At 73.5% G+C, this 25620-nt stretch carries 20 protein-coding genes and 2 pseudogenes; 13 read left to right on the forward strand and 9 right to left on the reverse strand.

What is annotated here, in order from left to right; genetic code table 11:
• Positions 1–71: 71 nt before the first annotated feature.
• Both ABEB13_RS21615 and ABEB13_RS21620 read left to right on the forward strand, forming a co-directional pair.
• Positions 72–1844 (forward strand): annotated as a pseudogene (locus ABEB13_RS21615) (phosphatidylglycerol lysyltransferase domain-containing protein); the annotation flags it as partial.
• A gap of 364 nt (positions 1845–2208) precedes the next feature.
• Entirely contained in the window at positions 2209–2916 is a 708-nt protein-coding gene (locus ABEB13_RS21620) for a hypothetical protein (RefSeq protein ID WP_345706810.1), read from the forward strand.
• Positions 2917–2947: 31 nt separating this feature from the next.
• Here the strand turns inward: ABEB13_RS21620 and ABEB13_RS21625 are convergent, their stop codons facing one another.
• Positions 2948–5704: an ATP-binding SpoIIE family protein phosphatase gene (locus tag ABEB13_RS21625; RefSeq protein ID WP_345706811.1), complete on the reverse strand. Its 2757-nt coding sequence runs from the start codon at positions 5702–5704 to the stop codon at positions 2948–2950.
• A gap of 394 nt (positions 5705–6098) precedes the next feature.
• Between ABEB13_RS21625 and ABEB13_RS21630 the strand changes: the two genes are divergently transcribed.
• The 7 genes and pseudogenes from ABEB13_RS21630 (at position 6099) to ABEB13_RS21660 (ending at position 11855) form a co-directional block, all read left to right on the forward strand.
• A complete protein-coding gene (locus ABEB13_RS21630; RefSeq protein WP_345706812.1) occupies positions 6099–6683 on the forward strand; it encodes a J domain-containing protein in 585 nt (194 codons plus the stop codon).
• Between the two features lie 221 nt (positions 6684–6904).
• Positions 6905–7234 carry a rhodanese-like domain-containing protein gene (locus tag ABEB13_RS21635; protein ID WP_345709769.1) on the forward strand — a complete coding sequence of 110 codons (330 nt, stop codon included), beginning with the start codon at positions 6905–6907 and terminating at the stop codon, positions 7232–7234.
• A 98-nt stretch (positions 7235–7332) separates the two neighbouring features.
• Entirely contained in the window at positions 7333–7968 is a 636-nt protein-coding gene (locus ABEB13_RS21640) for a DUF5819 family protein (protein WP_345706813.1), read from the forward strand.
• A gap of 77 nt (positions 7969–8045) precedes the next feature.
• Positions 8046–9019 (forward strand): annotated as a pseudogene (locus ABEB13_RS21645) (HTTM domain-containing protein).
• Positions 9020–9028: 9 nt separating this feature from the next.
• Entirely contained in the window at positions 9029–10363 is a 1335-nt protein-coding gene (locus ABEB13_RS21650; protein ID WP_345706814.1) for an FUSC family protein, read from the forward strand.
• The gene (locus tag ABEB13_RS21655) at positions 10288–11157 is read left to right on the forward strand and encodes an FUSC family protein (protein WP_345706815.1); all 870 of its coding nucleotides are present in this window, start codon (positions 10288–10290) and stop codon (positions 11155–11157) included. The genes ABEB13_RS21650 and ABEB13_RS21655 overlap by 76 nt, the downstream gene beginning before the upstream one ends.
• Positions 11154–11855: a TrmH family RNA methyltransferase gene (locus ABEB13_RS21660; RefSeq protein WP_380232206.1), complete on the forward strand. Its 702-nt coding sequence runs from the start codon at positions 11154–11156 to the stop codon at positions 11853–11855. The genes ABEB13_RS21655 and ABEB13_RS21660 overlap by 4 nt, the downstream gene beginning before the upstream one ends.
• Here ABEB13_RS21660 and ABEB13_RS21665 read toward each other — a convergent pair.
• The 6 genes from ABEB13_RS21665 to ABEB13_RS21690 form a co-directional block, all read right to left on the reverse strand.
• The gene (locus ABEB13_RS21665; RefSeq protein WP_345709771.1) at positions 11848–13146 is read right to left on the reverse strand and encodes a peptidoglycan-binding protein; all 1299 of its coding nucleotides are present in this window, start codon (positions 13144–13146) and stop codon (positions 11848–11850) included. The two genes, ABEB13_RS21660 and ABEB13_RS21665, sit on opposite strands and share 8 nt — an antisense overlap.
• A gap of 142 nt (positions 13147–13288) precedes the next feature.
• Positions 13289–13651, reverse strand: a complete 363-nt coding sequence (locus ABEB13_RS21670) for a pyridoxamine 5'-phosphate oxidase family protein (RefSeq protein ID WP_345706816.1) — start codon at positions 13649–13651, stop codon at positions 13289–13291.
• Positions 13652–13671: 20 nt separating this feature from the next.
• Positions 13672–14151 (reverse strand): hypothetical protein, encoded by a 480-nt coding sequence (locus ABEB13_RS21675; RefSeq protein WP_345706817.1) that lies wholly within the window; start codon positions 14149–14151, stop codon positions 13672–13674.
• Between the two features lie 9 nt (positions 14152–14160).
• Positions 14161–14631, reverse strand: a complete 471-nt coding sequence (locus ABEB13_RS21680) for a VOC family protein (RefSeq protein WP_345706818.1) — start codon at positions 14629–14631, stop codon at positions 14161–14163.
• Positions 14632–14730: 99 nt separating this feature from the next.
• The gene (locus ABEB13_RS21685) at positions 14731–15525 is read right to left on the reverse strand and encodes a hypothetical protein (RefSeq protein ID WP_345706819.1); all 795 of its coding nucleotides are present in this window, start codon (positions 15523–15525) and stop codon (positions 14731–14733) included.
• Positions 15526–16089: 564 nt separating this feature from the next.
• The gene (locus ABEB13_RS21690) at positions 16090–18501 is read right to left on the reverse strand and encodes a protease pro-enzyme activation domain-containing protein (protein ID WP_345706820.1); all 2412 of its coding nucleotides are present in this window, start codon (positions 18499–18501) and stop codon (positions 16090–16092) included.
• Positions 18502–18710: 209 nt separating this feature from the next.
• Here ABEB13_RS21690 and ABEB13_RS21695 point away from each other — a divergent pair, with 209 nt between their 5' ends.
• Positions 18711–19259 (forward strand): CGNR zinc finger domain-containing protein, encoded by a 549-nt coding sequence (locus tag ABEB13_RS21695; RefSeq protein WP_345706821.1) that lies wholly within the window; start codon positions 18711–18713, stop codon positions 19257–19259.
• Positions 19260–19271: 12 nt separating this feature from the next.
• Here the strand turns inward: ABEB13_RS21695 and ABEB13_RS21700 are convergent, their stop codons facing one another.
• Positions 19272–20753 (reverse strand): FAD-dependent monooxygenase, encoded by a 1482-nt coding sequence (locus ABEB13_RS21700; RefSeq protein WP_345706822.1) that lies wholly within the window; start codon positions 20751–20753, stop codon positions 19272–19274.
• 104 nt (positions 20754–20857) lie between these two features.
• On the opposite strand from ABEB13_RS21700, the gene ABEB13_RS21705 reads away from it, so the two are divergent.
• Positions 20858–22072 (forward strand): bifunctional glycosyltransferase family 2/GtrA family protein, encoded by a 1215-nt coding sequence (locus tag ABEB13_RS21705; protein WP_345706823.1) that lies wholly within the window; start codon positions 20858–20860, stop codon positions 22070–22072.
• 106 nt (positions 22073–22178) lie between these two features.
• On the opposite strand, the gene paaN is transcribed toward ABEB13_RS21705, so the two are convergent.
• Positions 22179–23879, reverse strand: coding sequence for a phenylacetic acid degradation protein PaaN (gene paaN / locus ABEB13_RS21710; protein WP_345706824.1), 1701 nt, complete (start codon positions 23877–23879; stop codon positions 22179–22181).
• Positions 23880–24024: 145 nt separating this feature from the next.
• On the opposite strand from paaN, the gene ABEB13_RS21715 reads away from it, so the two are divergent.
• Together ABEB13_RS21715 and ABEB13_RS21720 are read left to right on the forward strand one after the other, a co-directional pair.
• A complete protein-coding gene (locus ABEB13_RS21715; RefSeq protein WP_345706825.1) occupies positions 24025–24612 on the forward strand; it encodes a WXG100-like domain-containing protein in 588 nt (195 codons plus the stop codon).
• A complete protein-coding gene (locus ABEB13_RS21720) occupies positions 24609–25604 on the forward strand; it encodes a hypothetical protein (RefSeq protein WP_345706826.1) in 996 nt (331 codons plus the stop codon). The genes ABEB13_RS21715 and ABEB13_RS21720 overlap by 4 nt, the downstream gene beginning before the upstream one ends.
• Positions 25605–25620 lie beyond the last annotated feature (16 nt).

Genomic DNA, 25620 nt, shown 5'->3' on the forward strand with positions numbered 1-25620 from the left:
ATGCGGGCTGCTCCGTCCCCCGCGGGTGCCGTACGGATGCGCCCCCTGGCCGATCGTCTGCAATTGGAGCTGTGTCCACTGTGAAGCCGGCGCCCACCGCCGTTCCCGCCGCCCGGTCCGCCCCCGCCGAGGGGCCGCTCGCCCGCTGGCGGCCGAGGGCCGCCTCGGCCACCGTCTGGTACCTGCGGCTGATGGCCCTGCTGAACCTGGTGGCCGTCCTCGCCGTCCCGTTCCGGGACCAGGTCCAGGAGCACAACGAGGGCGACTTCTTCACCCCGTACCTGCTGACCGCGGGCCTGACCACCGTCCTGCTGTCGCTGTTCCTGGCGGTGGCGATGCGGCGGCGCAAACGGGCCGCGTGGATCTTCAACGCCGTGGTGTCCGGGCTGTTCTCGGTGCTGTACGTGCTGCTGATGGTGGTGCCGGGCGGCGCCTTCGCGGACCACCCGCTGAACTATGTGTCGACGGTGCTCACCGTCGGGTTCTTCCTGGCCCTGCTGGTCGGACGGCGCGAGTTCACGTCGAAGGGCGACCGCTCCAACCCCAAGACCGGGGTGGCGACCTTCGTCGGCGGCCTGGTGGTCGGCGGCGTCGTCGGCGCGGTGCTGGTGCAGCTGACCAACACGATCCACGGCGCGGGCTTCGGTGTCCGGTTCGGCTACGCGGTGGCCCGGATGGTCACCGTGACGCCGTCCGGCCGGCTGGCCGACCAGATCGCCGTGCCGACCTGGGTGAACGCCGGCATCAACGCGATGGGCGCGGTGCTCTTCCTGCTGGTGATGTACCTGGCGTTCCGCAGCCCGCGCGGCCAGGAGTTGCTGAGCGGCGAGGACGAGCGGCGGCTGCGCGAACTGCTGGACCGGCAGGGGGAGCGGGACTCGCTGGGGTACTTCGCGCTGCGCCGCGACAAGGCGGTGATCTTCTCGCCCTCGGGGAAGTCCGCGGTGGCGTACCGGGTGCTCGGCGGGGTGTCGCTGGCCTCGGGCGATCCGATCGGTGATCCGGAGGCCTGGCCGGGGGCGATCGAGGCCTGGCTGGAGGAGGCCAGGGAGCACGCCTGGGTGCCGGCGGTGATGGGCGCCTCCGAGGAGGCCGGTGTGATCTACGCCCGGCACGGGCTGGACGCGCTGGAGCTCGGGGACGAGGCGATCGTGGAGATCGACGAGTTCTCGCTGGACGGGCGGGCGATGCGGGTCGTCCGGCAGGCCTACAACCGGGTCAAGCGGGCCGGCTACACGGTGCGGATCCGGCGGCACGAGGCGATCCCGGACGGCGAGATGGCCGAGCTGCTGGACAAGGCCGACCACTGGCGGGACGGCCAGACCGAGCGCGGCTTCTCGATGGCGCTGGGGCGGCTCGGCGACCCGGACGACGGCCGCTGCGTGATGCTGGAGTGCCACGACGGGGACGGCGAGCTGCGGGCCCTGCTGAGCTTCGTGCCGTGGGGCGCCAACGGGCTCTCGCTGGACCTGATGCGCCGGGACCGCGACAGCGAGAACGGCCTGATGGAATTCATGGTGATCGAACTCCTGCAGCGCGCCCCCGAGGTCGAGCTGGAACGCGTCTCGCTGAACTTCGCGATGTTCCGTTCCGTTTTCGAGCGCGGTTCGCGGCTCGGTGCCGGGCCGGTGCTGCGGCTGTGGCGTTCCGTTCTCGGCTTCTTCTCGCGCTGGTGGCAGATCGAGTCGCTGTACCGGGCCAATGCGAAGTACCGGCCGATCTGGGAGCCGCGCTATCTGCTCTTCGAGAAGAGCAGCGAGATTCCCCGGATCGGGATCGCCAGCGCCCGTGCCGAGGGCTTCATCACGGCACCGAGTCTCCCCGCTCTCTTCCGTCGCAGGCATACCCCCTCGTCCCTCAGGGGCGGTCCGGGGGCGGAGCTGCGGCGGAACGGAACGGGTAGGGGTAGTCCCTCCGCCGGGGGCGGAGGGCAGCCGCCGAACGACGGGGGTGGGCGTCCGATTCCGGGCCCCACCCTCCGTCCTGGGGATGAGCCGTGGTTCCACTCGCAAGGTGACGCACTCCGCCGGACGCGTGCATACCGTTGGTATATCGGCCGTGAGGGGACGGCCGGAATGTCTTCGGGATACTCCGGTGCCTTTCGGGCGCCGGGTGTCGACGGCGCTGACGGGGAGTTTCTGCGGTGGACGGAACGGCTCGCACGGGGGTGGGGGCAAGGGGGTCGTTCTCCTTGCGACACGGGCGGCCGTGTCCGAATGGGGGCCGCTGTTCACGACGGTCCGCGAGCGGCTGCGGACGGGCGGCGTGCGGGCCGTCCCGCTGGCCTCCGCGGCGACGCTGCTGGTGCTGGTGTTCTCCGTCGTCCAGCACCTGCCGGGCGGCGAGCGGGTGGTCACCCGGCTGGGCGTGGTGAAGGCGGCGCTGCCGCTCGACGTCTCCCTGCTGCGCACCCCGCTGTCGCTCTACGTGCCGGCCCTCGACCTGCCGGTGTGGGGTGCGCTGGTGCAGGTCTTCCTGGTGTTCGGGATCGCCGAGATCGTGCTCGGCCGCCGGCTGACGCTGATCGTCGCCTACGCCTGCACGCTGGCCGGCACCCTGTTCGCCCGGCTCGGCGTGGAGCTCGGCCCGGACCACCTGTTCGGCTTCCCGGCCTGGGTGGGGTACGTCCGGGACACCGGCCCCTCGGCGGCCGTGGTGGCGCTGGCGGTCTGCGTGGCGATCCGCTGCCGGGCCTGGTGGACGGGCGGCACGGTGGTGCTGTCGATGGTCGTCGAGGCGGCGCTGCTGCCCAACCTCGCCGGGCTGGAGCACGTGGTGGCGCTGCTGACGGCCGGCCTGATCGCCGCGTCGCTGGAGGTCTTCGGCGACTTCTGGCCGCGGGTGCTCGCCGGGGTCGGCGCCGCGTCCGCCGTCGCCGACACCCGGTCGCGGGCGGCCGTGCCCGCCGCCCGCTGACCGGGCACCGCGGGCACGGGCACCGATCGCGTCAGGCGCGGGGCAGCGCCATCTCGAACCAGACGACCTTGCCGACCGCCTTGCGGGCGGTGCCCCAGCGCTCGGCGAGCTTGCTGACCAGGTGGAGCCCGCGGCCGTTCTCGTCCATCGACTCGGCCGGCTCCAGCGAGGGCAGGTTGTGGTTGTCGTCGCTGACCTCGACCAGCAGCTTGTCGACCCGGATCAGCTGGAGCTGGACGTGGTCCCGGGCGACCCGGACGGCGTTCGTGACCAGCTCGCTGACCAGCAGTTCCACCGTGTCGCCGAGCGCCTCCAGGCCCCAGGCCGCGAGCTGCTCCCGGACGAGCGCGCGGGCCCGGCGCACCTCCCCCACGCCGACCGCCAGCTCCCAGGTGGCCACCTCGGTCGGCGGGACACCGTCGAACCGGGCGACCAGCAGGGCGATGTCGTCCTGCCGGTCGTCCGAGTGCAGGCGCTCCAGCACGGTGTCGCAGGCCTCGTCCGGGGTCTGCTTGGGGTCGATCAGGTTGCCGCAGAGCGCGGCCAGCCCCTCCCCTATGTCGCCGCCCCGGACCTCCACCAGACCGTCGGTGCAGAGCACCAGCATGGAGCCGTCCGACACGTCGATCCTCTTGGCGACGAACGGCACCCCGCCCACGCCGATCGGCGCTCCCGCCGGGATCTCCAGCAGCTCGCCGCGGCCGTCCGGGTGGACCAGCACCGGCGGGACGTGCCCGGCGCTGGCCAGCTCGCAGGTGCGGTTGATCGGGTCGTAGACCGCGTACAGGCAGGTGGCGAGATGGTCGTCGCCGAGCTTGTGGGCGAGGTTGTCCAGGTGCCTCAGCAGCTGGCCTGGCGGCAGGTCGAGCGCGGCCAGGGTCTGCATGGCCGTCCGGAAGCGGCCCATCGCGGCCGCCGAGTGCAGGCCGTGGCCCATCACGTCGCCGACCACCAGCGCCACCCGGCTGCCGGGCAGCTGGATCGCGTCGAACCAGTCGCCGCCGACCTCGGCCTTGGAGTCGCCGGGCAGGTAGCGGTGGGCGACCTGGACACCGGGGATCCGCGGCGGCCGGGTCGGGATCATCGACCGCTGCAGGGTGGTCGCCACCCGGGACTCGGCCCGGTGCAGCCGGGCGTTGTCCAGCGACAGGGCGGCGCGGGCGGCCAGCTCCCGCAGGGTGGCGGCGTCGGACTTGTCGAAGGGCGCCCGGTCGGGCAGCCGGAGCAGCTTGAGGATGCCCAGCACCGTGCCGCGGGCGGACAGCGGCAGCACCAGCATCGAGCGGCCGACGACCACCGGCACCAGGGCCGGGCCGCCGCCGAGCGAGGCCGCGTAGTCCACCGCCACATCCGGGCTGATCACCGGGACGAGCACCGGCTGGTTCTCCTGCAGGGCGAGCCCGGGCGGGGTGGAACGGGGCATCGCCAGCAGCGCGCCCTCGTCCAGGACGTGGTCCCAGTGGCCGGCGGCGGAGTGCGGCGTGGTGTGCACCGCACGGGCGACCCGGCGCAGCATGGTGCGGTCGTCGGGGCGCTCCTCGGGGAGCTCGGAGTCGGAGATCAGGCCGTCCAGCAGGTCCACGCAGGCGAAGTCGGCGACCCGCGGGACGAGGACCTCGCAGAGCTCGCGGGCGGTGGTGTCCAGGTCCAGGGTGGTGCCGACCCGGCTGCCGACCTCGCTCAGCAGGGCCAACTGCTCGCCGGCCTGGCTGATGGTCAGCACCTCGACCGACGAATGCGCGGGCGGCTGGGCGGGGGCGGGTACGGCGGGCCCGTCGATGGGCGGCGCCGCCGGCCCCGGGGCGCTCTCCCTGGCCGGTGCGCTGCCGTTGGCGATGGACTCGATGGCGGGACCTCCCTGGGTCGGGCCGTTCGCGGTGGCGTCCTCGGTGTCGCGCTGGCCGGGCACGGTGGAGCCGAGCCGGGGTGTGCCGGCCGCCTGCGGGGCCGCGGCGGGCAGGACCTGCAGCCCGATCGCGACCCGGCCGCCGGACCTGGCCGGCTCCCCCGGTCGCAGACCCGCCCGGGGCCGCTCGGCCCGCTGCTGCGGCGTCGGGTAGCGGCGGATCAGGCCGGCCGCGACGCGGGCCGCGCCCTGGCCGGCGGGTTCGTACGGCAGGACCGGCAGCCGGGTCGCGGAGTCGACCCAGAGGGCCGGCAGCCCGGCCCGGGCGATCCCGGCGAGCAGCCGTCCGCGGCGCTCGGCCCCGGCCGGCAGCAGTCCGGCGAGCGGGGCGGCCCCCGTGGGCCCGGTCGGGGCGAAGGCCGCCGCGACCCGGTGCAAGCCCCCGCCGGCGACCGGTGCGGCCGCGTACGGGAGCATCCGCTGGCCGAGGGCGATCCGGGGGCCGCCGGCCCGCAGCGGGCGGGCGTCCGCGGCGAGCGCGAGCAGGCTGCGGCCGCTGGGCTCCATCAGCGGGTAGGCCCACCAGATGACGTCCCGCAGCCGCTCCTCGCGGTCGAGCACGGACATCGAGCCGGCCCAGGGGGTGTCCAGCTGGGTGAGGTCGTCGAGGGTGTCCAGGGCGTCGCAGCGGTGGGCCGGGGTGCCGCGCGGCGGCGCGGTCTCCGGCCGCGGCTCGATCGCGGGCAGCAGACCCGAGGCGGTGCGGCCGCGGGTCACCTCGGCACGGTGACCGAACAGCTCCTCGGCCGCGCGGTTCCATTGGTCGATCCGGCCGTCCGGATCGACCAGCACCGCGGCGACGCGCAGCAGGGCGACCACTCCGGAGGGAGGGTCACCCGTGCCGTCGTTCGGGATCTGTGTGGAGTTGGGCTCGTCCACCATGGATTCGGTCTGCTCCCGCCTGTCCGCCGTGCCTGGGTGGCGGCCGTTGTGTGGGGGCGGCGTTCGGGCTCCTCGTCTGCTGCCGCTCCTGTGTGTCCCCGTCTGTTGTACGCCGGCATCCCTGCGGCACTCAGGCATGCGTGCGGTGCAGCGCCGGTGCACCTTCCAGTGCAGCACGGACCAGGGCGGCTTCAACAGCGAATCGCGGAGATTGCTCGGTCTCGGTTGTGTGTCACCGAGCGTACCGCGCCGTGCGCGGTGGGTTCACCCGGAACGATCACCCGGCGACGCCCGGGTCGGCCGCCTCCGCCCGCCCTTCCGGGGCCCCGCGGGGGCCCGCCGCGCCCCGGTAGGGTGGCAGGCCGGACGACAGGACGACCCGGAGGCGGACCAGGTGAGCACGGACAGCCCCGCCCAGTGGAGCGACCAGGAGCGACTGCTGCTGGAGGAGCGGGTGGCCGCCACCGAGCTGGCCTGGCTGACCCTGGACGTCGACGTGGCCACCCTCCGCGTCGAGATCGACAACTTCGCGCTCGTCCACCACCGGCTGCTCGGCCCGCTGTACGCGCGCCTCGACGAGCTGGACGCACTGATCGCGGAGACGCACGCGGCGCGCAGCGGCGACCCGGAGGCGCTGCGCCGCGCCGCGGAGGCCCGCAGCCGGGTCGCCGAGCCCGACGATCCGGCCGCCGACGACCTCGCCCCCGAGGCCCGGGCCGCCGCGAAGGTCCGGCCCGACCGGGAGGCCCAGCGGATCTACCGCGACCTGGCCCGCCGGGCCCACCCCGACCTGACCACCGACCCGGCCGAGCAGGAGCGCCGCTCCGCTTTCATCTCCCGGGTCAACGAGGCCTATGCCCAGGGCGACACCGCCGGGCTGGAGGAGCTCGCGGGCGAGTGGTCGACCGCGCCCGAGTACGCGCCCGACCCGGACTCCCCGACCGCCCCGACTGGCTGCTGCGCCGCCTGGAGTGGCTGACCGGCAAGATCGGGCAGCTCGCCACCGAGCAGGTCCGGCTGGAGCGCACGCCGATGGGCGAGCTGCTGCTGCTCGCCCCGGAGCAGCCGGAACGCCTGCTGGAGGAGCTCGCGGAGCAGCTGCTCGGCCGGGCCTCGGAGCGCCGGGCCGAACTCGAGCGGCTGCTCGGCGCCGACCCGCACAATGGACCGGAACCGACCGACCCCCAGGAGAGCCAGACCATGTTCGCCAATCAGCTGCCCACCGCCGAGGCAGCCTCCGTCCCCGCCGACGCCGCGCTGCTCGACGTCCGCGAGCAGGACGAGTGGGACGCCGGCCACGTGGACGGTGCGCTGCACATCCCGATCGGCGAGGTGGTCGCCCGGATCGCCGAGCTGCCCGACGAGCGGCTGTACGTGCTCTGCCGGGTCGGCGGCCGCTCCGCCCAGGTCGTCCAGTACCTGGTCGCCCAGGGCCGGGACGCGGTCAACGTGGACGGCGGCATGTTCGCCTGGGAGGCGGCCGGCCGTCCCATGGTCGGCACCGACGGCCGGGACGCCTTCGTGCTCTGAGCCCCGCGGACGGTCCCGGTCCGCCGTCCTCCTGTCGCCCGGCGTCCGGGTGCGGCAGGATGGCCCGGCGGACCGTGCCGTCAGGGAGGAGTGGGCCGTTGCGTACCTGGTCGACGCCGGCGCTGGCGGTGCTCTGCCTGTCCGGCGCCGGGATGCTCGGCGCCACCGGGCTGTTCCTCGGCGCGCTCTTCCTGCACGTCGCGCCCGCCAACGCGCTCTCCGAGCGGTACCAGCAGCAGGTCGACGACATCGTCTACCCGGAGTTCGAGCAGAACTGGAAGCTGTTCGCCCCGAACCCGCTCCAGCTGAACGTCACCGTCGACGCCCGGGTGCAGACCGTCTCGGACACCGGCCGGGTGCACACCCGCGACTGGGTCGGCCTGACCGCCCAGGACACCGCCGCCGTCCGGCACAACCCGGCGCCGAGCCACGTCGACCAGAACATGCTGCGCCGGGCCTGGGACTTCTACGACTCCTCGCACCCCGACCAGGACGGCGCCGTCGCGGCGACCGAACGCGGCCGGCTCGCCGAGGAGTACCTGAAGCGGATCGCGCTCCAGCGCTTCGGCCGGACGGCCGGCGGCGAGCGGATCCTGCAGATCCAGTTCCGTTCGTCCGCCACCCCGATCGCGCCGCCCGCGTGGAGCCGCGACCAGCCCGCCGCCCCGGACGCCCCGTCCCGCGAACTGCCGTGGTGGCCGGTGAACGACGAGGACTACCGGGGGCTGCGGTGAGCGAGCCCGCGGACCTCCTGCCGGCGCAGGCCACCGGCCCGGCCGAGGCCCCGGCACCGCCGCCGACGCCGACGCCGCTGCCGCCGAACCGCTTCGAGCGGCTCTTCGACGCCTTCACCACCCGCACCGCCGGGCCGCACCAGGCCGCCGTAGTCCGGATCGGCTTCGGCCTGGCCTGGCTCGGCTTCCTGCTGCGGGAGTGGCCGAACCGGCGGGTGCTGTACGGGGACCGCTCGCCGTGGTCCGCCGACCTCGCGGACCGGCTGCTCGCCTCCACCCACGCCTTCACCGTGCTGAGCTGGTCCGACTCCCGGATCTGGTTCGAGACCGTCTACCACCTCGGGATCGCCGCGGCGCTGCTGATGGTCCTCGGCCTGCGGACGCGGGCGGTGAGCGTGCTGTTCGCGGTGACGGTGCTCTCGCTGCAGAACCGCAACGTGCTGGTCGGCGACGGCGGGGACAACGTCGTCCACCTGATGGCGATCTACCTGGTGTTCACCCGCTGCGGCCGGGTCTGGTCACTCGACGCCCGGCGCCGCGCCCGCGGGCCGCCCCCGGCACCGCGCCGCAGGGCGAGGTGCGGGCGGTCGCCGACGCCCTGGCGACGATGCTGCACAACTGCGCGATGCTGGTGATCGCCGTCCAGGTGGTGCTGATCTACTCCACCGCCGGCTGGTACAAGGTGCAGGGCTCCCGCTGGCAGGACGGCACCGCGCTGCACTACCCGCTGCACCTCGACTACTTCACGCCCTGGCCCGGGCTCTCTGCCCTGCTCGGCGGCAGCCTGCTGGTCACCTTCGCGCTGACCTACGGCACGGTGATCCTGCAGGTCGCCTTCCCGTTCACGCTGATCGACCGGCGGCTGAAGAACGTGCTGCTGGCGCTGATGATGGCGGAGCACACCGCGATCGCGGTCGTCCTCGGACTGCCGTTCTTCTCGCTGGCGATGATCGCCGCCGACGCGGTCTTCCTGCCCACCACGCTGCTGCTCCGCCTGGGCGCCCTGCCCGGACGCCTCCGCCGCCGGGCCCTTCGGCCGGACAGCACCTAGGCTCCGAACATGCCGTGGTCAGCAGCGCTTCGCGACACCGCGAGGTCGGGGCTGACACCCGATCGCGCGCTCACCGACCCGCGGCGGGCGGCCCGCGGTGCGCTCGCCGTGGCGCTGGTGGTCTTCCCGGTGCTCGTCCTCGCCGGGCCCAAGCCCGCCACCTCGGCCGCGATGGGCGCCTTCATCGCGGGCACCGCGACCTTCCAGCGCTCGTTCCGGCCGCGGGCCTCGCTGGGTGCGGCGGCCGGGCTCGGGCTCGGCATCTCCACCTTCCTCGGCTATGCGGCGGTCGGGGTGCCGCTCGCCTTCCCCGTCCTGCTGGCCGTCTGGTCCTTCGGCGCCGGCATGCTCTGGGCGGTCGGCCCGACCGGCGGTGTGGTGGCGGCGACCACCGTGTCGGTGATGCTGGTCGTCGTGCAGCTGCCGGTCAGCCTGGCGACCGCGCTCGGCCACGCCGCGCTCTGTGCGCTCGGCGGCGCCGTCCAGGCCCTGGTCGTCCTGGTGTGGCCGGTGGACCGCTGGGAGGCCCAGCGCGACGCCCTGGCCGACACCTACGCCGAACTCGCCGACTACGCCCGCAGGCTGCGCCAGGACCCGTTCGCGCACCTCGACCCCGAGCCGTTCATCACGGCCCGCAGCGCCTCCGCGCTCACGCCGTGGCAGCGGCGCCACCGGCCGCCCGGGATGCGCGGTCTGCGCGGCATCGCCGAACACATCCGCCCGGCGCTGGCCGCGCTCGCCGACCCCGGGGTGGGCGCGCCCGCGGAGGGCCCGGGCCGGGACCGGGCGCGCGAGATCCTCGCCGCCGCGGCCGAGTCGCTGGACGCGCTGGCCCGCGCCGTCCGGGCGGGCGAGGCCGTCCGAGCGCCGAAGTCCACCCCGGCGCTCGCCCTCACCGACTCCGGTGAGGGCCCGCGGCTGACCGGTGCGGCCCGCCGCTCCGCCCGGCGGCTGGCCTCGCTGCTGATCAAGGCCACCGACGCCCTCGACCGGCAGGACAGCTCCACGGTGACCGAGCCGGACCCGTGGCCGGGCTCCGGCGGGCTGCGGCGGCCGTCGCTGCTGCGCGTGGTGCCGGGCGCCCTGCAGGTCGTCCGCCGCCAGCTGCGGCCGCGCTCCGCGGTCTTCCAGCACGCGGTGCGGATGTCCGCGGTGGTCACCCTGTCGTACCTGGCGTCCCGCCCGCTCGGGCTGCACCACGGCTACTGGGCGCCGCTGACCGCCGCGATGGTGATGCGGCCGGACTTCGCCCAGACCTTCAGCCGGGGGTGGCCCGGCTGGCCGGGACGGTGGCCGGGGTCGCGGTCACCACGACCGTCGTCCAGCTGGCCGACCCGGGCGTAATGGTGTCCACGGCGCTCGCGGTGGTCTGCATCTTCGGTGCCTACCTGACGCTGCGCACGGGCTACGCGGTGACCACGGCGTGCGTCTCGGCCTACGTCGTCTTCCTGCTCGGGCTGCAGGCGGGCGACCCGTTGGAGACCGCCCTGGAACGGGTGCTGCTGACGCTGATGGGCGGCGCCGTGGCGCTGGGCGCGTACGCGCTGTTCCCCACCTGGCAGACCGCCCGGCTGGCGGAGCGGCTGGCCGAGTGGCTGGCCGGGGCGGGCCGCTACACGGCCGAGGTGATGGGCGTGTTCGGCGATCCGGCGGGCCGGGACCGACGGGCCGTCCGGGACGCCCTGCTGGACTCCCGGGAGGCCCGTTCGGAGCTGCTGCAGGCGATCGAGCGGGCCGACGCGGAGCCCGTCCGGCACGCCGACCAGGTGCCCGAGTTCTCCCGCAAGCAGCTCGACCGGGCCCGGACGGCGGTCGGTCTGCTGGGCCGCAGCGCGGTGCTGATGGAGGCGCACCTGCCGGACGGGGAGAGCCCGCCGGTGCAGGGCGCTGCGGAGTTCGCCGACGAGTTGCGGTACGCGACGGCGATCGCCGCGGCGGCGCTGCTGATCGGCGAGCCGCTGGACTTCTCCGGACTCCGCGAGGCGCACACCCGCTGGGACGCCGCGCTGGCCGGACGGCCGGAGAGCGGCCCCGACGACCGGACGGCGGTGGCCCGGGCCGGCGCCACCCTGATGATGCGGGCCGTCGCGGACCTGGAGAAGGCGGTCCGCTCGCGCCGCGTACCCTCGGGGACGTGAGCGAGACCGGAGTGCCCCACGAGGGCGAGCAGTACGACGACGCCTTCGCACCGGCACCGGACGGCCGGGAGATCGGGGTCGGCCCGCACCCCGAGCCGTGGCCGGCCGGGGACCACCTGGACCGGGAGCTGCTGGCCGGCGGCGACCGCCGCAACGTGGTGGACCGCTACCGCTACTGGACGCGGGAGGCGATCGTCGCGGACCTGGACACCCGGCGCCACGGCTTCCACGTCGCGGTGGAGAACTGGCAGCACGACTTCAACATCGGCTCGGTGGTGCGCACCGCCAACGCGTTCCTGGCGGAGCAGGTGCACATCGTCGGCCGGCGCCGGTGGAACCGGCGCGGCGCCATGGTGACCGACCGCTACCAGCACGTGCGGCACCACGACTCGGTGGCCTCGCTGGCCGCGTTCGCGGCGGAGCGCGGCCTGCCGGTGATCGGCATCGACAACCTGCCGGGCGCGGTGCCGATCGAGACGTTCGAGCTGCCCGAGCGCTGTGTGCTGCTGTTCGGGCAGGAGGGGCCGGGGCTGACCGAGGAGGCCTGGCGGCACTCGGCGGCGGTCTGCTCGATCGCGCAGTTCGGTTCGACCCGCTCGATCAACGCCGGGGCGGCCGCCGCCATCGCCATGCACGCCTGGGTGCGGGTGCACGGCGGTGCAGGCGGCCGCCCGGTGGGGGAGCCCGCGGTCAGCTGAAGAGCAGCCGCCAGGTGTCGGGGCCCGGGTAGCCGTCGGCCTCGGCGCCCGTCCACCCCTGGGCCAGCTGGAACGCCTCCACGTTGCGGCGGTCCGCCTCGCCCCACTCCCGGTCCGGGCCGATCGTGTAGAACCGGCCGTACCCCTTGCGGACCAGCTGCTCGCCCAGGGCCTTGACCCAGTCGTTGACCTGGCCCGGCGTGAAGAGGGCGGCCCCCGGGAACGCGGGTGCGGCCGGTGTGCCGGGCACGGGTGCGGGCGGCGGCGGCACCGGCTGCGGCGCGGGCGGCGGGACGCTGCGCCCGCGGCCGTGCACCAGGAGGTCCCAGGTGTCCTTGCCGGGCAGGCCGTCGGCCTCGGCGCCGGCCCACCCCTGCGCCTGCTGGAAGGCCTCGGTCGCCCGCTGGTCCGCCTCGCCCCAGCTCTGGTCCGGGCCCTGCGCGTAGTACTGCCCGGCGCCGGCCTTGACCAGCATCTCGCCCAGCCGCTGCACGTAGGCGTTCTGCTTGCCCGGCCCGAACCAGCCGGCGCCGGGGAAGGCGTTCGGGTCGGTGGTGGCGGTCGTCAGCCCGCGGTACCGGTAGGGCAGGTACGAGCCGGAGTGGCTCCAGTACGCGTACGGGGTGCTCCGCTTGATCGTGGTGGGGCTGGTCTGCTCGTACGCGGTGTAGCGGGTGTGCGAGGAGTCCGTCCAGCCGCCGAACAGCACGGCGTGGGAGCCGCCCTGCGGGTCGGCGGAGTTGTTGTAGACGAGCGCGTCGCCGGGCTGGAGGTCGTCCTTGGAGATCCGGTCGGCGTAGTTCGGCAGGGTCCAGGTGGTCTGGCTGCTGCCGAGGCCCCAGGCCATCGAGATGAAGCCGGAGCAGTCCTGGCGGTACCCGTCCGACCAGAACTTGCCCATGCTGTACGGCACCTTCTGGTCCACCCAGTGCTGCGCGCGGGCGATGATCTCCTCGCGGGTGGTGGAGGTGGTGGCGGCGAGGGCCCGGGCGGACTCCACGTCCCCGAAGGGGCCGGCGATCTCGCCCTGCGGGCTGCCGGGAGCGGTGGCGTCGGTGGTGTCGGTGGTGGCGGTGTCGGTGGTGGCGGCCCGGGGAGCGGCGGCTATCGAGCTGGTGGCGCCGCCGAGCACGGTGCCGACCGCGGCGACCAGGACGGCCGCCCGGCGGGCGCCGCGGGCGGCCGGGTGTCCGCCGTCCGCGGGTCGGGCGGCGTGCAGCCGGGCGAGGCGGCGGGCGCCGCAGCCGGGGCAGCGGCAGGCGCTGTCCGGTTCGACCTCGGTGAACTCCATCAGCACGGTGGGATCCCTTCCTCGTGGTTCCGGAACGGGATGTGTTCCACCGTAAGCCGACGGAATATCACCTGATGGGTATAAAAATATGATTAATAGGGACGAAACGTCCCAGTAGGGTCGCCGGCGACACGGCACCGGCTCACCGCCGCACCGCCGGAACCTCCTCGTCCGTCCAGGTGAGCGCGGTGGCGTGGGTGAGCTCGACGACCCGCTCCACCCGGTATTGGACGGACGGCGCGCCCGGGTCGGACCAGTCCACCCGGGCGCGGCCGGTCAGCAGCAGTCCGCCGCCGGTCTCCCAGTCGGGGAGGAGCAGCCCGGCCCGGTCGTCCAGCTCCAGGTTGCCCAGGGTCATGAACATCGCGTTCCCGGCGAACTCGGGCCAGCGCAGCTCGTCCGGGCCGGCGGCCTCGACGAAGCCCGGAGCGCCGCCGCGGTGCGAGGCGTCCACTCCGCCGTCCGGCCCGGCCGTGGCGACGAAGAACGTGTCGGCGGTGGCCACCGCGAGCCGCTGGCGCAGCGTCAGCCGGTCGGCGGCGGTCGCCGCCGGCGGGCGTGCGGGGAATCCGCGGGCGAGCGCCGCCGGATGTGCTTCGGGCAGTTGGCGTACACCTGGGCGGCGCTGATCAGCAGTCCGCCCGCGCCGTCCGGGGCCGAGCGCCCGTTGAGCCGCATCCGGCGCCGTCCGGCCGGGTCCAGCGCGATGGTGCCGACCTCGGCGGGCCGGGCGAGGGCGGCGGCCAGCGGGTCGCCCGGCACCGGGCCGGCGGCCACCGCCAGGGTCCGCTGGTCCGCCGCCCGGAGGAACCCGGCCGGGCCGCTCAGCTGGGTCGCCCAGAGCCGCCCGTCGCCGTCCGCGGCGCCGACCACCAGGGTTCGGCGCTCGGTGAGGAACCGGGCCGCGACCGGCGGGATGGTGTCGCCGATCGACCGGCCGGTGTGGCCGGCCCGCTCCCGCAGGCCGGTGCGCTGCTGCACTGCCAGCTCGCCCGGGTGGTACATGACTCTCTCCTAGAAGAAACCGCAGGTCGGAGCGGTGGCATCGGGTGCGTGGCCGCCCTCGGCGGCGACTCCGGCGGCGGTGAAGACCTCCAGCCGGATGCCGTCCGGGTCGGTGAAGAACACGCCGCCGGAGTCCGCGCCCTCGCCGTGCGGCACGACGCCCTCGTGGGCGAAGCCGGCGCCCAGGTCCTTCAGTACCTCCTCGACGGCGCGGACCTCCGCCACGCTGTCCACCTGGAAGGAGAGGTGGTGCAGGCCGGGGGCGCCGGGGCCGAACCGTCCGCTGCTCTGCTGCCAGAGCGTCAGCACCAGCGCGCCGTCCTTGGCCAGCAGGGCGAACCGCCGGTCGGGTTCGGTGCCCTCGCCGGCCACCTCCAGCCCGAGCAGCCGGCGGTAGAAGGCGACCGAGCGGTCGAGGTCGGTGACGTTGAGGCCGACGTGGCCGGTGCGCAGGGACGGGGGCGCGAGGGTGCCGGGCATGGGTGCACTCCGATCTTCTAACCGATACAGGTGAGCGTAAAGGTTAGAAGATCGGAGGTCAACCGGTATGAACGTGTGTACGGGTTAGAAGGGCTGCCGCTACTCCCACTCCCAGCGGATCCCGACCTGCCCCGGGGCCTGGTCCGGCGCGAGCACGTGCGCACTGGCCGACGCGCCGATCCACAGCTGCTCCCGCTTGCGGTCCACTTCGGCGCCGGGATCCCGGTCGAAGCGTTCGCAGTGCGCCGGGACGGCAACCGGGTCGAAGTGCACCTGGAGCACGTACTCGCGGACCGGCACCGCGAAGAACCGGCCGTAGTCGGTGGTCGGCCCGGTGTCGGGCACGGTCACCTCGTACTCCAGGACGGTGGAGTCGCCGAGCGCCAGCGGGCGGTCCAGCAGCAGTTCCGCCACCAGCAGCCCGCTCTCCGGGCGGCGGCGGATCCGGCCCAGCCGGGCGTGCCGGACGGAGGTGATCTCCGGGCAGCCGACGGCTCCGTCGTCCGCCTTGTGCACCACCACGCAGCGGGCCACCCCGCCGACCGTCGCCCGGATCACCTGGCGCATCCGCAGCAGGTGGCCGCGCCGCCGGGCGTCGACGAAGTACGAGTCGTGGATGGACAGCCGTTCCAGTTCGCCGGTGGGCGGTGCGTCGAGCTCGACGAACAGCTCGGCGATCTCGTCCTCGCCGGGCCAGACCTGCTCGACCCGCAGTGCGTCGTGCGTGGTCGGCGTGACCCAGCGGCCGCGCGGGCGGGGCGGTCCGAGCAGTGCGGTGAGCGCCGTCCGGCGCAGCCCGAGCAGCTCCTCCAGCAGGTGGACGGCGCGCAGCGAGGCGGCCCGCTCCGGCTGGCTGCGACCACGCCGCCAGTAACTGAGGGTGGTGACGCTCACCCTGACGCCCTGTTGGGCGAGCGAGGCCCGGATCCGGTCCAGGCTGAGGCCGCTGTTCTCGATGGCGGCGTTGAGGACGTCGGCGAAGGCCGGTCCGCCGGGCGAGGCGCCGCCGGACGGCGGGGGAGCGGTGCCGGGGGCGAGGGCGGGTCGGGCTGCCGGCCCGGAACCTGCGGCCGGGGCGCACCCGGCCCGGCGGCGGGCGGGGGCACCGGCGCGGCGGCGGCGCCGGCCGCTCGCGGCCGTCCGTCCCCCGGTCCGGCGTCACGCTGTCCGACCAACCTGAGCCGACCGGCGTGCTGCGGTTGCTGCGACCCCATCCGGATACCTCCCCCACCAGGTGGCTTCGGCGGCATCGGCCCGGCTCACCACACGGTCGGGGCTGCCACACCGAGCTGTCGGAACCCTACGCACCGTCGAGAGGCTACGTCATCAACTCGGACATATGACAGTGGTCACGACAAGAAAATCGCAGATCAGGGGAGATCGAAACACAGTCGAAACAGTGAGCCGGTACGGACCGTGAAGGTCCGTACCGGCTCGATGCGGGTCGCGGTCAGGAGGTCAGGAGACGTTGACCGCGGTGTCGTCGACGACGAAGCTCGTCTGGAGCGAGGAGTCCTCGACGCCGTTGAACTTCAGGGTGACCGTCTGCCCGGCGAAGGCCGACAGGTCGAAGGACTTCTGCACGTAGCCGGTGGCCGCGTTCACGTTGGAGTAGGTCGCCAGCGTGGTGGAGCCGGCCGAGACGGTCAGCTTGTCGTACGCGGTCGAGCCGGTCTCGGCGGTGTCGATGTGCAGCCAGAAGCTGAAGGTCGCCTTGCAGCCGGCCGGCACGGTGACGGTCTGCGACACGGTGTCGGTGTGGGTGGAGCCGTAGCCGTTCATCCAGGCCTTCCAGGACCCGGAGTGCGCCGCCTCGGAGCTGCTGTTGTCCACGACACCGGAGGACGCCGTCCACGGAGAGGCGGTGCCGGTCTCGAAGCCGGCGTTGCCGAGCAGCTGGGCCGGGGTGCAGCCGGAGGTGCCGCTGACCGTCCAGGTGAAGGTGGCGCTGCCGCTGGCACCGGTGGTGTCGGTGGCGGTGACCGTCACGGTGTAGCTGCCCGCGGCGGTCGGGGTGCCGGTGATCTTGCCGGTCGAGGAGATCGACAGGCCGGTCGGCAGACCGGACGCGCTGTAGGTCAGGGTCTGGCCCGACGCGCTGTCGGAGGCGCTGACCTGGAGGCTGACCGCGGTGCCGGTGGCGCCGCTCTGGCTGCCCGGGTTGGTCACGGTGACGGTGTTGCCGGTGCCCGTGCCGGTGCCGAGCAGCGCGTTGGCCAGCGAGTCGCCGACCGGGGTGCCCCAGCCGGTGACCTGGTCGTAGCCGGCCTTGGTGGAGAAGTCCTGGTTCTTGCCGCTGGTGACGTCGTGGAAGGACGTCGCGTAGCTCGAGCTGTTGGCCACCGCGTACAGCTTCGGGTTGGCCTCGCCGAGCACGGCCTTGCCGGCCGCCTTGGCCTTCTGGTTGTACAGCGCGGCGTAGCCCGACCACAGCGGCGCGGCCGCCGAGGTGCCGCCGTAGACCTGCCAGCCGCCCGCCGTGTAGATGGCGAAGCCGCTCGCCGGGTCGGCGTTGGAGGAGACGTCCGGGACGGTGCGCATGGTGCCCGTCACGCCGGTGCCGGTCTGCCAGGTCGGCTTGGCGAACTGGGTGGAGACGCCGCCCCCTGCGGTGCTCCAGGCGCTCTCGGACGAGTAGGTGGTGCCGCTCACCTTGAGGTTGGTGCCACCGACGCCGGTGTTGTACGGGCTGGATGCCGGGAAGTCGACCGCCTTGACCGTGGAGCCGCTGGTCGAGCGGGTGCAGTCGCGGGAGCCGTCGTCACCGGAGGCCGAGAAGATCGAGATGCCCTGCGCGGCAGCCTGCTTGAAGGAGTTGTTCACGGCGGTCATCGAGGAGGCCGTGGTGTCCGGCTCGCAGGAGCCCCACGAGATCGAGACGACCGAGACCCGGTTGTCCGACACGATCTTGGCGGCCATGTCGATCTCGCCCTGGTCGCTGTTGGGGGCCTCGTAGACCAGCTGGGTGGCCTTGGGCGCGACACCGCGGACGATCTCGCTGTCCAGCTCGACCTCGCCCTGGCCGTCGCCGGGCGCCGAGTCGTAGTTGGCGCCGTCCACCGAGACGGTGGAGACGGTCGGACCGGTCAGCGCGTACTGGCTGTCGTAGGTCTTCAGGTTGGTCGAGGAGTAGCCGTCGAACTCCCAGAGCGCCACCGTCGTGCCGGTGCCGTCGGTGCCGAGCTTGCCCAGGTTGTAGGCGCCGTCGTACTGGGACGGGCCGAAGCCGCTCGGGGCCGCGTGCGGGGTGGACGCGCTCGGCTTGGCGAGCCGGGCGGTGCGCACCGTGTGGTTGTCCAGGCCGACCAGGCCGTCCACCACACCGGCCAGCTCGGCGGGGACCGAGGCGGCGGCGTCGTTGGCGAAGAACGTGCGGTTGCCCTGCTGCGGGTCCGCGTAGGTCGACTCGTGGGTGCCGAAGGCCTTGGCTATCTGCGCGGCGCTGCCGCTGACGTTCACCACCTGGCGGTTGGCGCTCACCGAGGTGACCTTGAGGCCCTGGGCGACCACGAACGCGCGGACCTGGTCCACGGCGGCCTGGGTCGGGCCGTACTGCGCGGTGAACTGGGCCGGCGTCAGGTAGCGGCCGAACTCCGGCGCGCCCGGGGTGCTCAGCGCGGTGAGGAAGCGGTCCAGGTCGGCGGTGTTGCGGAGCTTCAGGTTGACGGCCACCGAGAGCTGCTGCGCGGCGGGGACGTCGCCCTGCTTGTGCGAGCGGGCCACCGCGGGGGTCACGGTGTTCGGCAGCGCCACTCGGGAGGCGGCGGCGTTCGGGGTCGATGCGGCCTGGGCGGTGGTGACGCCGAGGGACACCATGGTCAGGGGCAGAACGGCGATGGCCGCGGAAAGGGCGAGCGAGCGGGGTCGCACGGGCTCCTCCGGAAAGTGTGGGGCGCTCCGGGGTTCGAAAACGCTTGCTCGAAGTTCCCAGATAACTCTCAGAATTTGGCCCATGCGGCAGCAATTGATTGATAAAGAACAGTCAAGTGTGGACGGGGAATTCATGAACAGAATGGACGGTATTTCATACAGTGAATAACACGCCGGAAACATGGAAGGGCGGCGTTAGACTCGACCGCATGGCTGACCCCCGCGACCCGCGTCCGCTGATCGGCGAGCCGCTCGCCCTCGATCTGCTGAACACCCGCTGGCGCGCCGCCGCGACCCGGGACCTGCTGGACGACCTCGACGGCTACCGGATCTGGCTCTCCTCGGCCGGCCTCGCCGACCGCTGCCCCGCCGACCAGGCCTCACTCGACGCCGTCCGCACCGCCCGCAGCGCCCTCGACGGCCTGCTGCTCGCCGCCGAGGAGCAGCGCACCGCCGACCCCGCGGCCCTGAACGCCGTCCTCGCCCACGGCCGGATCGGCCGTATCCTCACCGCGGACGGCCCCGCCGAGCTGCCCGAGACCGACGGCCCGCACTGGCTGGCCGCCTGGCTCGCCGCCGACGACTACCTTTCCCTGCTCGCGCAGGGCGCGCACCGCATCAAGCGGTGCGCGCATCCCGATTGCATTCTGCACTTCTTCGACACATCCCAGAACGGCCGGCGCCGCTGGTGCTCGATGGCCCTCTGCGGAAATCGCTCGAAAGCCGCCCGCCATTACGAGCGGGCGACCCGGGCGTAGCGAATTCCGGGCTCAGTCGGCCGGCCGGCCCAGGGCGCGGGTCAGCGCGGCCCGGATCTCCGCCCGGCTGGGATCGACCGCCGCCCAGGCCGCGTAGCCGTCCGGCCGGACGAGCAGCACCGTCTCGCGCAGCTTGCCGTGCGGGTTCTCCGGCGCGGCCGTCACCACCCGGTCCGCCCACGGGTCGGCGACCGACAGCTCGTCCGGGCCGACCAGCACTGCCCGGCCCGACCGCAGCGCCTCGTACAGCCGGCCCGGCCGGCCCGGCTCGTCCACCGCGAGCCGCAGGTCGGGGATCCGCCGGCCGGTCAGCGGATGCGACTCCGGCGCCGACGGGTAGGAGAAGCCGATCCCGGACACCGCCTTGGCCCCGAGTCTGGTCAGCGGCCCGAGCCGCTCCGCGGCCGCGGTCAGCCCGGCCCGCAGGGCCCGGGTCGGCACGGACTGCGCCAGCGCGACCCGGATCAGCGCGCCCGAACTGCGCAGCACCGCCCGGCCCACCGGGTGGCGCTCCGTCTGGTACGTGTCCAGCAGGGCGTCCGGCGCCCAGCCGCGGACGGCGGCGACCAGCTTCCAGGACAGGTTCGCGGCGTCCTGCAGGCCGGTGTTCATGCCCTGCCCGCCCGCCGGCGAGTGGCAGTGCGCGGCGTCGCCCGCCAGGAACACCCGCCCCGAGCGGTAGGTCGGCACCTGGCGCTCGTCGCTGTGGAACCGCGAGAGCCACCGGGCGTCGTGCATCCCGTGGTCGACGCCGAACACCGACCGGGTCAGCGCGGCGACCTCGCCGAGCTCCACCGGGGCGCTGTCGGGCAGCTGCCGCGCGCGGTCCCAGGCGATCACCCGGTACCAGCCGTCGCCGAACGGCACCATGAAGGCGAAGCCCGCCTCGGTGGCGCCGACCGTCAGCACCTCCTCCGGGGCGTGCGCCAGCCGGACGTCGGCGAGCACCAGGGACTCCACCACCGACTCACCCGGGAACGGGATGCCCAGCAGGTCGCGGACGGTGCTGTGCACCCCGTCCGCGCCGACCGCGTACCGGCCGCGGTACTCCACGACCCGGCCGTCCCGGCGGGCCTGCAGCCGCACACCGGAAGGGTCCTGTCGCAGGTTCAGCACCTCGGCGCCGCGCACGATCGTCGCACCGGCCTTCACCGCGCGCTCCTGGAGCAGCCGTTCGGTGTGGGACTGCGGCGTGATCAGCACGAACGGGAACCGCGACGGCAGCGAGCCCAGCTCCACCCGCAGCCGCCCGAACAGCCGCAGCGAGGACACCGGGGTGCCGGTCGCGATCAGCTCGTCCGCCAGGCCGCGGGCGTCCAGCTGCTCCAGCGTCCGCGCGTGCACCGCGAACGCCCGGGTCAGGTCGGACTCGGTGCCGCGCTTCTCCAGCACCGTCACCCGCAGGCCGGCGACCGCCAGGTCGCCCGCCAGCAGCAGTCCGGTCGGCCCCGCGCCGACCACCACGACATCGGACTCCACCCAATCGTCGGCCATCCGCCGTCTCCCCACGTCGATCCGGATCCCGGGCCGCGCGCTTCTCAGCCCGCTTTCAGGCTCCCATCATCCCGGGCCCATCAGGCACTGTGAATCTCCTTTGCATGACAGAGCCCGCAGCCATCCTGGCCGACACCGAACCAACCGGGGAGAAGGTCCGGACGAGCCTGGTCGAGGTCGTCGTCCCGGTCTACAACGAGGAGCACACGGTGGAGCGGTGCGTCCGCCGCCTGCACGCCTACCTCGGCGAGACCTTCCCCTACCCGTACCGGATCACCATCGCCGACAACGCCTCCACCGACCGGACGTGGCAGGTCGCGTCTGCGCTCGCCGACGAGATCGACCAGGTCACCGCCGTCCACCTGGACCTCAAGGGGCGCGGCAGGGCGCTGCGCCAGGTCTGGGGGAGCAGCGACGCCGACGTGGTCGCCTACATGGACGTCGACCTCTCGACCGGGCTGGAGGCGTTCCTGCCGCTGGTCGCGCCGCTGCTGTCCGGCCACAGCGACCTCGCCATCGGCAGCCGGCTGCACCGCGGTTCGGCGGTCGTCCGCGGCCCCAAGCGGGAGTTCATCTCCCGCACCTACAACTTCCTGCTGCGGGCCACCATGGCGGCCAAGTTCTCGGACGCGCAGTGCGGCTTCAAGGCCGGCCGGGCCACGGTCGTCCGGCAGCTGCTGGCCGAGGTCGAGGACAACGCCTGGTTCTTCGACACCGAACTGCTGCTGCTCGCCGAGCACTCCGGTCTGCGCATCCACGAGGTGCCGGTCGACTGGGTGGACGACCCGGACAGCCGGGTGGACATCGTCCGCACCGCCGTCGACGACCTGAAGGGCATGGCCAGGGTGGCCCGCCGCTCGCTGGCCGGTGCGGCGCGGATCGAGGTCCCCGAGCGGGTCCGGGCGGCCCGGCTGGCGCCCGGGCTCGGCTGGCAGCTGGCCAGCTTCGCGGCGATCGGCACCCTCTCCACGCTCGCCTACGTGCTGCTCTACCTGGGGCTGCGGCAGGTCGGCCCGGCGATGCTCGCCAACTTCCTGGCGCTGGCGGCCACCGCGATCGTGAACACGGCCGCCAACCGGCGGTTCACCTTCGGTGTGACGGGCCGCCGGGACCTGCTCAAGCACCAGGTGGAGGGCGGTATCGCCTTCGTGGTCGGACTGGTGCTCAGCAGCGGTGCGATCGCCCTGCTGCACGCCGTGGAACCCGGCGCCGGGCACTCGGCCGAGCTGGTCGCGCTGGTCGGTGCCAACGCGCTCGCCACCCTGATCCGGTTCGTGCTGCTGCGGGTCTGGGTGTTCAACCCGCGACGCGGCCGCTGACCGCCCCGCGGCGCCGCCGTGCAGGCGGGCAGGTGCAGCACGGCCGAGGCCCCGGTGGCCCGCTCCCCCGCCCCCGGGGAGCGGGCCACCGGTACGTCCGGGCGGCTCAGGAGTGCCGGCGGACCTCGACCGTGCGGAACCGGTTGGCGACGAACGCGGCGTCGCAGTACGCGGAGTTGGCCGAGGGGTTGGCGCCGGTGCCGTGCAGGTCCGAGAAGGCGGACGTCTGGTTGACGTACACCCCGCCGGTCAGGTTCAGCGACAGCGAGACGCCGGCCTCCAGGCAGGCCTCGACGAGCGCGTCCTCGACCTCGGCCGCGACGGTGTAGCCGCCGACCGTCATCGCGCCGTGCTCGCGGGCGCTGCGCAGCAGCAGGTCGATCCCGGCCTCGGCGGACTCGACCGCGACGGCGAAGGCGATCGGGCCGAACAGCTCGCCCAGGAAGGTCGTGCGGTCGTCCGGCTTGTCCGCGTCCGCCTTGATCAGCGCGGGCGTGCGGATGGTGGCACCCGGGAACTCGGCCGAGGCCACCGGGCGCGGCGCGAGCGCCAGCTCGCCGAACTCGCCGCCGGCCGCCTGGGCGGTGCGCTGCAGCACCCCGGGGTTGACCACGGCGCCGAGGATCGCGGCGGCCCGGTTGTCGTCGGAGAGCAGGCCCTCGACGGCGGCCGACAGGTCGGCCACGACCTCGTCGTAGGACTTCTCGCCGGCCTCGGTGGTGATGCCCGTCCGCGGGATGAGCAGGTTCTGCGGGGTGGTGCACATCTGGCCGCTGTACAGCGACAGCGAGAAGGCCAGGTTGTTGAGCATGCCGCGGTAGTCGTCGGTGGAGTCGATCAGCACCGTGTTGACGCCGGCCTTCTCGGTGTAGACGAGGGCCTGCCGGGCGTTCTCCTCCAGCCACTCGCCGAAGGCGGTCGAGCCGGTGTAGTCGATCACCTTGACCTCGTCGCGGACGGCGAGCACCTGCGCGGCGGTGCCACCCTCGTGCTCGGCGGCCAGGCAGACCAGGTTGGGGTCGAAGCCGGCGTCGGCGAGCACCTCGCGGGCGACCCGGACGGTCAGCGCGAGCGGCAGCACGGCCCGCGGGTGCGGCTTGACCACCACGCCGTTGCCGGTGGCCAGCGAGGCGAACAGGCCCGGGTAGCCGTTCCAGGTCGGGAAGGTGTTGCAGCCGATCAGCAGCGCGGTGCCGCGCGGCACCACGGTGAACTCCTTCACCATCGACAGCGGGTCGCGCTTGCCCTGCGGCTTCGTCCACTGCGCGCTCTGCGGCAGCCGGGTCTGCTCGGCGTACGCGTAGGCGACCGCCTCCAGTCCGCGGTCCTGGGCGTGCGGGCCGCCGGCCTGGAAGGCCATGCCGAACGCCTGGCCGGTGGTGTGCATCACCGCGTGGCCGAACTCGTGGGAGCGGGCGTTGATCCGGGCCAGGATCTCCAGGCAGACCGCCGCGCGGGCGGCCGGACCGGCCGCGGCCCAGACCGGGCGGGCCGCCTCCACGGCGGCGATCAGCGCCTCCGGCTCGGCGTGCGGGTAGCTGACGCCCAGCTCGATGCCGTACGGGGACGCCTCGCCGCTCACCAGGTCGCCGGTGCCCGGCTGGCCGTCGACCGCGAAGACGGTGCCGAGCAGCGCGTCGAAGGCGGCCTTGCCGTCCTCGGCGCCGGTCTCGCCGTACGCCTTCGGGAACTCGGGGTAGGGCGACCAGTAGTCACGCTCGGCGATCGCGCGGAGGGCGCGGTCGAGGGTCTCCTGGTGGCGTTCGATCAGATCGGCGACCGACGGGGCGGGGGTCGCAGCAGCCATGGTGCGCTCCTCAGAGGGGCGGGCGGGAACACACCTCAGAGTAACCGAACGATCGGTCGGGGCAAGACCCTCCGGCCATGATTGTCCGGCGGTGTGAGAGCATCGGCGGCACCGCAGGGGGCGGCGTCTCGGGGGAGGGGCGGGCGTGTCGATCGAACTGCCGGACGAACTGGTCTGGGTGATGAACCTGCTGGGCCTGAACTGGCCCGACGTGGACGAGGACGAGATGCGGGAGTGGGCGTCGCACGTCCGCGAGTTCGCAGCCGGCCTCCAGGAGGCCCACGACGACACCCACGGTGTCCTCCAGGGCCTGGGCGACGCCTACCAGGGCGCCTCCTACGAGGCCCTGGTGGAGCGCTGGGGTCGGGCCTCCTCGGAGCACATGACCGTCCTGGTCGACTACTGCGGGGTGCTCGCCACCGGCCTGGAGATCGCGGCGGTCGGCATCGTGGCGGCCAAGGGCGCGGTGATCGCCGAGCTGATCGCGATGGCGGCCGAGTTCGCCGCAGAACAGGCCGCGGCCGTCGCCACCCTCGGGCTGGCCGAGGCGGCCAACGTGGTCATCATCGAGGCCGGCAAGCGGATCGTGAACGCCATCCTCGACCAGATCGAGCAGGAGATCATCGGCCAACTGGTGTCCATGGCGATCGAGCCCTTCCAGGCCGCGATCGAGCAGGCCGTCTCGGGTCTGGTCTTCGAGGGCGTCGAGGCGGCCCTCGGCGGTGCGGCATGAGCGACGGCTTCCGCGCCCATCCGGAAAGCATCGGTGAAGCAGCCAAGAGGATGCACGAACACGCGGACCGGGTCGAGGCGCACTCCCGGAAACTCGATGCCCGGACCCGGGGCCGTGCGCTGGGGCAGGGGCCGTTGGGCCGGGCCGTCGAGAAGTCCGTGCGGCCGGTCATCGACTCGATGATCACCGACATGTCGAAAGCGATGGCCAAGGGCCACCGCTCGCTCGGCCAGGGCCTGGAGATCACCAGGAAAAACCTCGACGAGGCGGAGCGGGCCGTTCAGAAGGGCCTGCGGGAGAGCGGTTCCTCCCTGGGTGAACACGGGGTCGACCTGAGTCCGGGCCAGTCCGTCCCCGGGCGCCAAGGGCTGCGCGAGCTGTACGGGCGGCGGTTGGAGCAGCGGGTGGACGACCTGGCCGGCCAGGGCCATGCGGTCGGGCGCCATCTCAGGGTCACGGACCAGCAGCTCAAGGATCGTCTGGGCGTGCCGGTCATGCAGGGGCCGAGCGCTGCGCCGTACGTCGCGAAGAACCCCAAGAGCGGCTATGTGGTTTCCACCAACAAGATCGACCCCCTGCACGGCCCCGACGCCAGGACGCGGCTTCCCGAACCCGACCGCTACTACGATGCGGAGAAGGCACCGAACAAGCACGTCTGCGGCAGCCACGCCACCGCCTTCTCGGACAGCGAGTCCTTCGTGATGGCAGAGGAGTACGCCCGTCGCCAACTCGATCCGACGAATCCCGGACAGCAGTCGGTGGAGTTCAGTCCCAGCGATGCCTGGGGCCCCGGTGGCCATCTGGGGCGGATGAAGGGTTATTTCATCGACCCGGACACTCCGCTCGCCCACGACGGTTCCGTGAACTACCGCGCCGACGACTTCAGGGGCGCGACGATCAAGGCATACTACGAGCCGGATGGAATGGGCGGGCACAGGCTGCATACGATGTTCCCGGAGCCGCAGACAAAGCACAACAGGTCGCGGCACTGAATGATCGAGAATATTC

This window comes from Kitasatospora paranensis (assembly GCF_039544005.1).
GTDB classification, from domain to species: Bacteria; Actinomycetota; Actinomycetes; order Streptomycetales; family Streptomycetaceae; genus Kitasatospora; species Kitasatospora paranensis.

Bases quoted from the DNA above. Each gene is read 5' to 3' on its own strand.
- ABEB13_RS21625 (WP_345706811.1), bottom strand. From the start codon at position 5,704: ATGGTGGACGAGCCCAACTCCACACAGATCCCGAACGACGGCACGGGT.
- ABEB13_RS21635 (WP_345709769.1), top strand. From the start codon at position 6,905: ATGTTCGCCAATCAGCTGCCCACCGCCGAGGCAGCCTCCGTCCCCGCC.
- ABEB13_RS21650 (WP_345706814.1), top strand. From the start codon at position 9,029: ATGCCGTGGTCAGCAGCGCTTCGCGACACCGCGAGGTCGGGGCTGACA.
- ABEB13_RS21665 (WP_345709771.1), bottom strand. From the start codon at position 13,146: ATGGAGTTCACCGAGGTCGAACCGGACAGCGCCTGCCGCTGCCCCGGC.
- ABEB13_RS21675 (WP_345706817.1), bottom strand. From the start codon at position 14,151: ATGTACCACCCGGGCGAGCTGGCAGTGCAGCAGCGCACCGGCCTGCGG.
- ABEB13_RS21680 (WP_345706818.1), bottom strand. From the start codon at position 14,631: ATGCCCGGCACCCTCGCGCCCCCGTCCCTGCGCACCGGCCACGTCGGC.
- ABEB13_RS21695 (WP_345706821.1), top strand. From the start codon at position 18,711: ATGGCTGACCCCCGCGACCCGCGTCCGCTGATCGGCGAGCCGCTCGCC.
- ABEB13_RS21700 (WP_345706822.1), bottom strand. From the start codon at position 20,753: ATGGCCGACGATTGGGTGGAGTCCGATGTCGTGGTGGTCGGCGCGGGG.
- ABEB13_RS21705 (WP_345706823.1), top strand. From the start codon at position 20,858: ATGACAGAGCCCGCAGCCATCCTGGCCGACACCGAACCAACCGGGGAG.
- paaN (WP_345706824.1), bottom strand. From the start codon at position 23,879: ATGGCTGCTGCGACCCCCGCCCCGTCGGTCGCCGATCTGATCGAACGC.
- ABEB13_RS21720 (WP_345706826.1), top strand. From the start codon at position 24,609: ATGAGCGACGGCTTCCGCGCCCATCCGGAAAGCATCGGTGAAGCAGCC.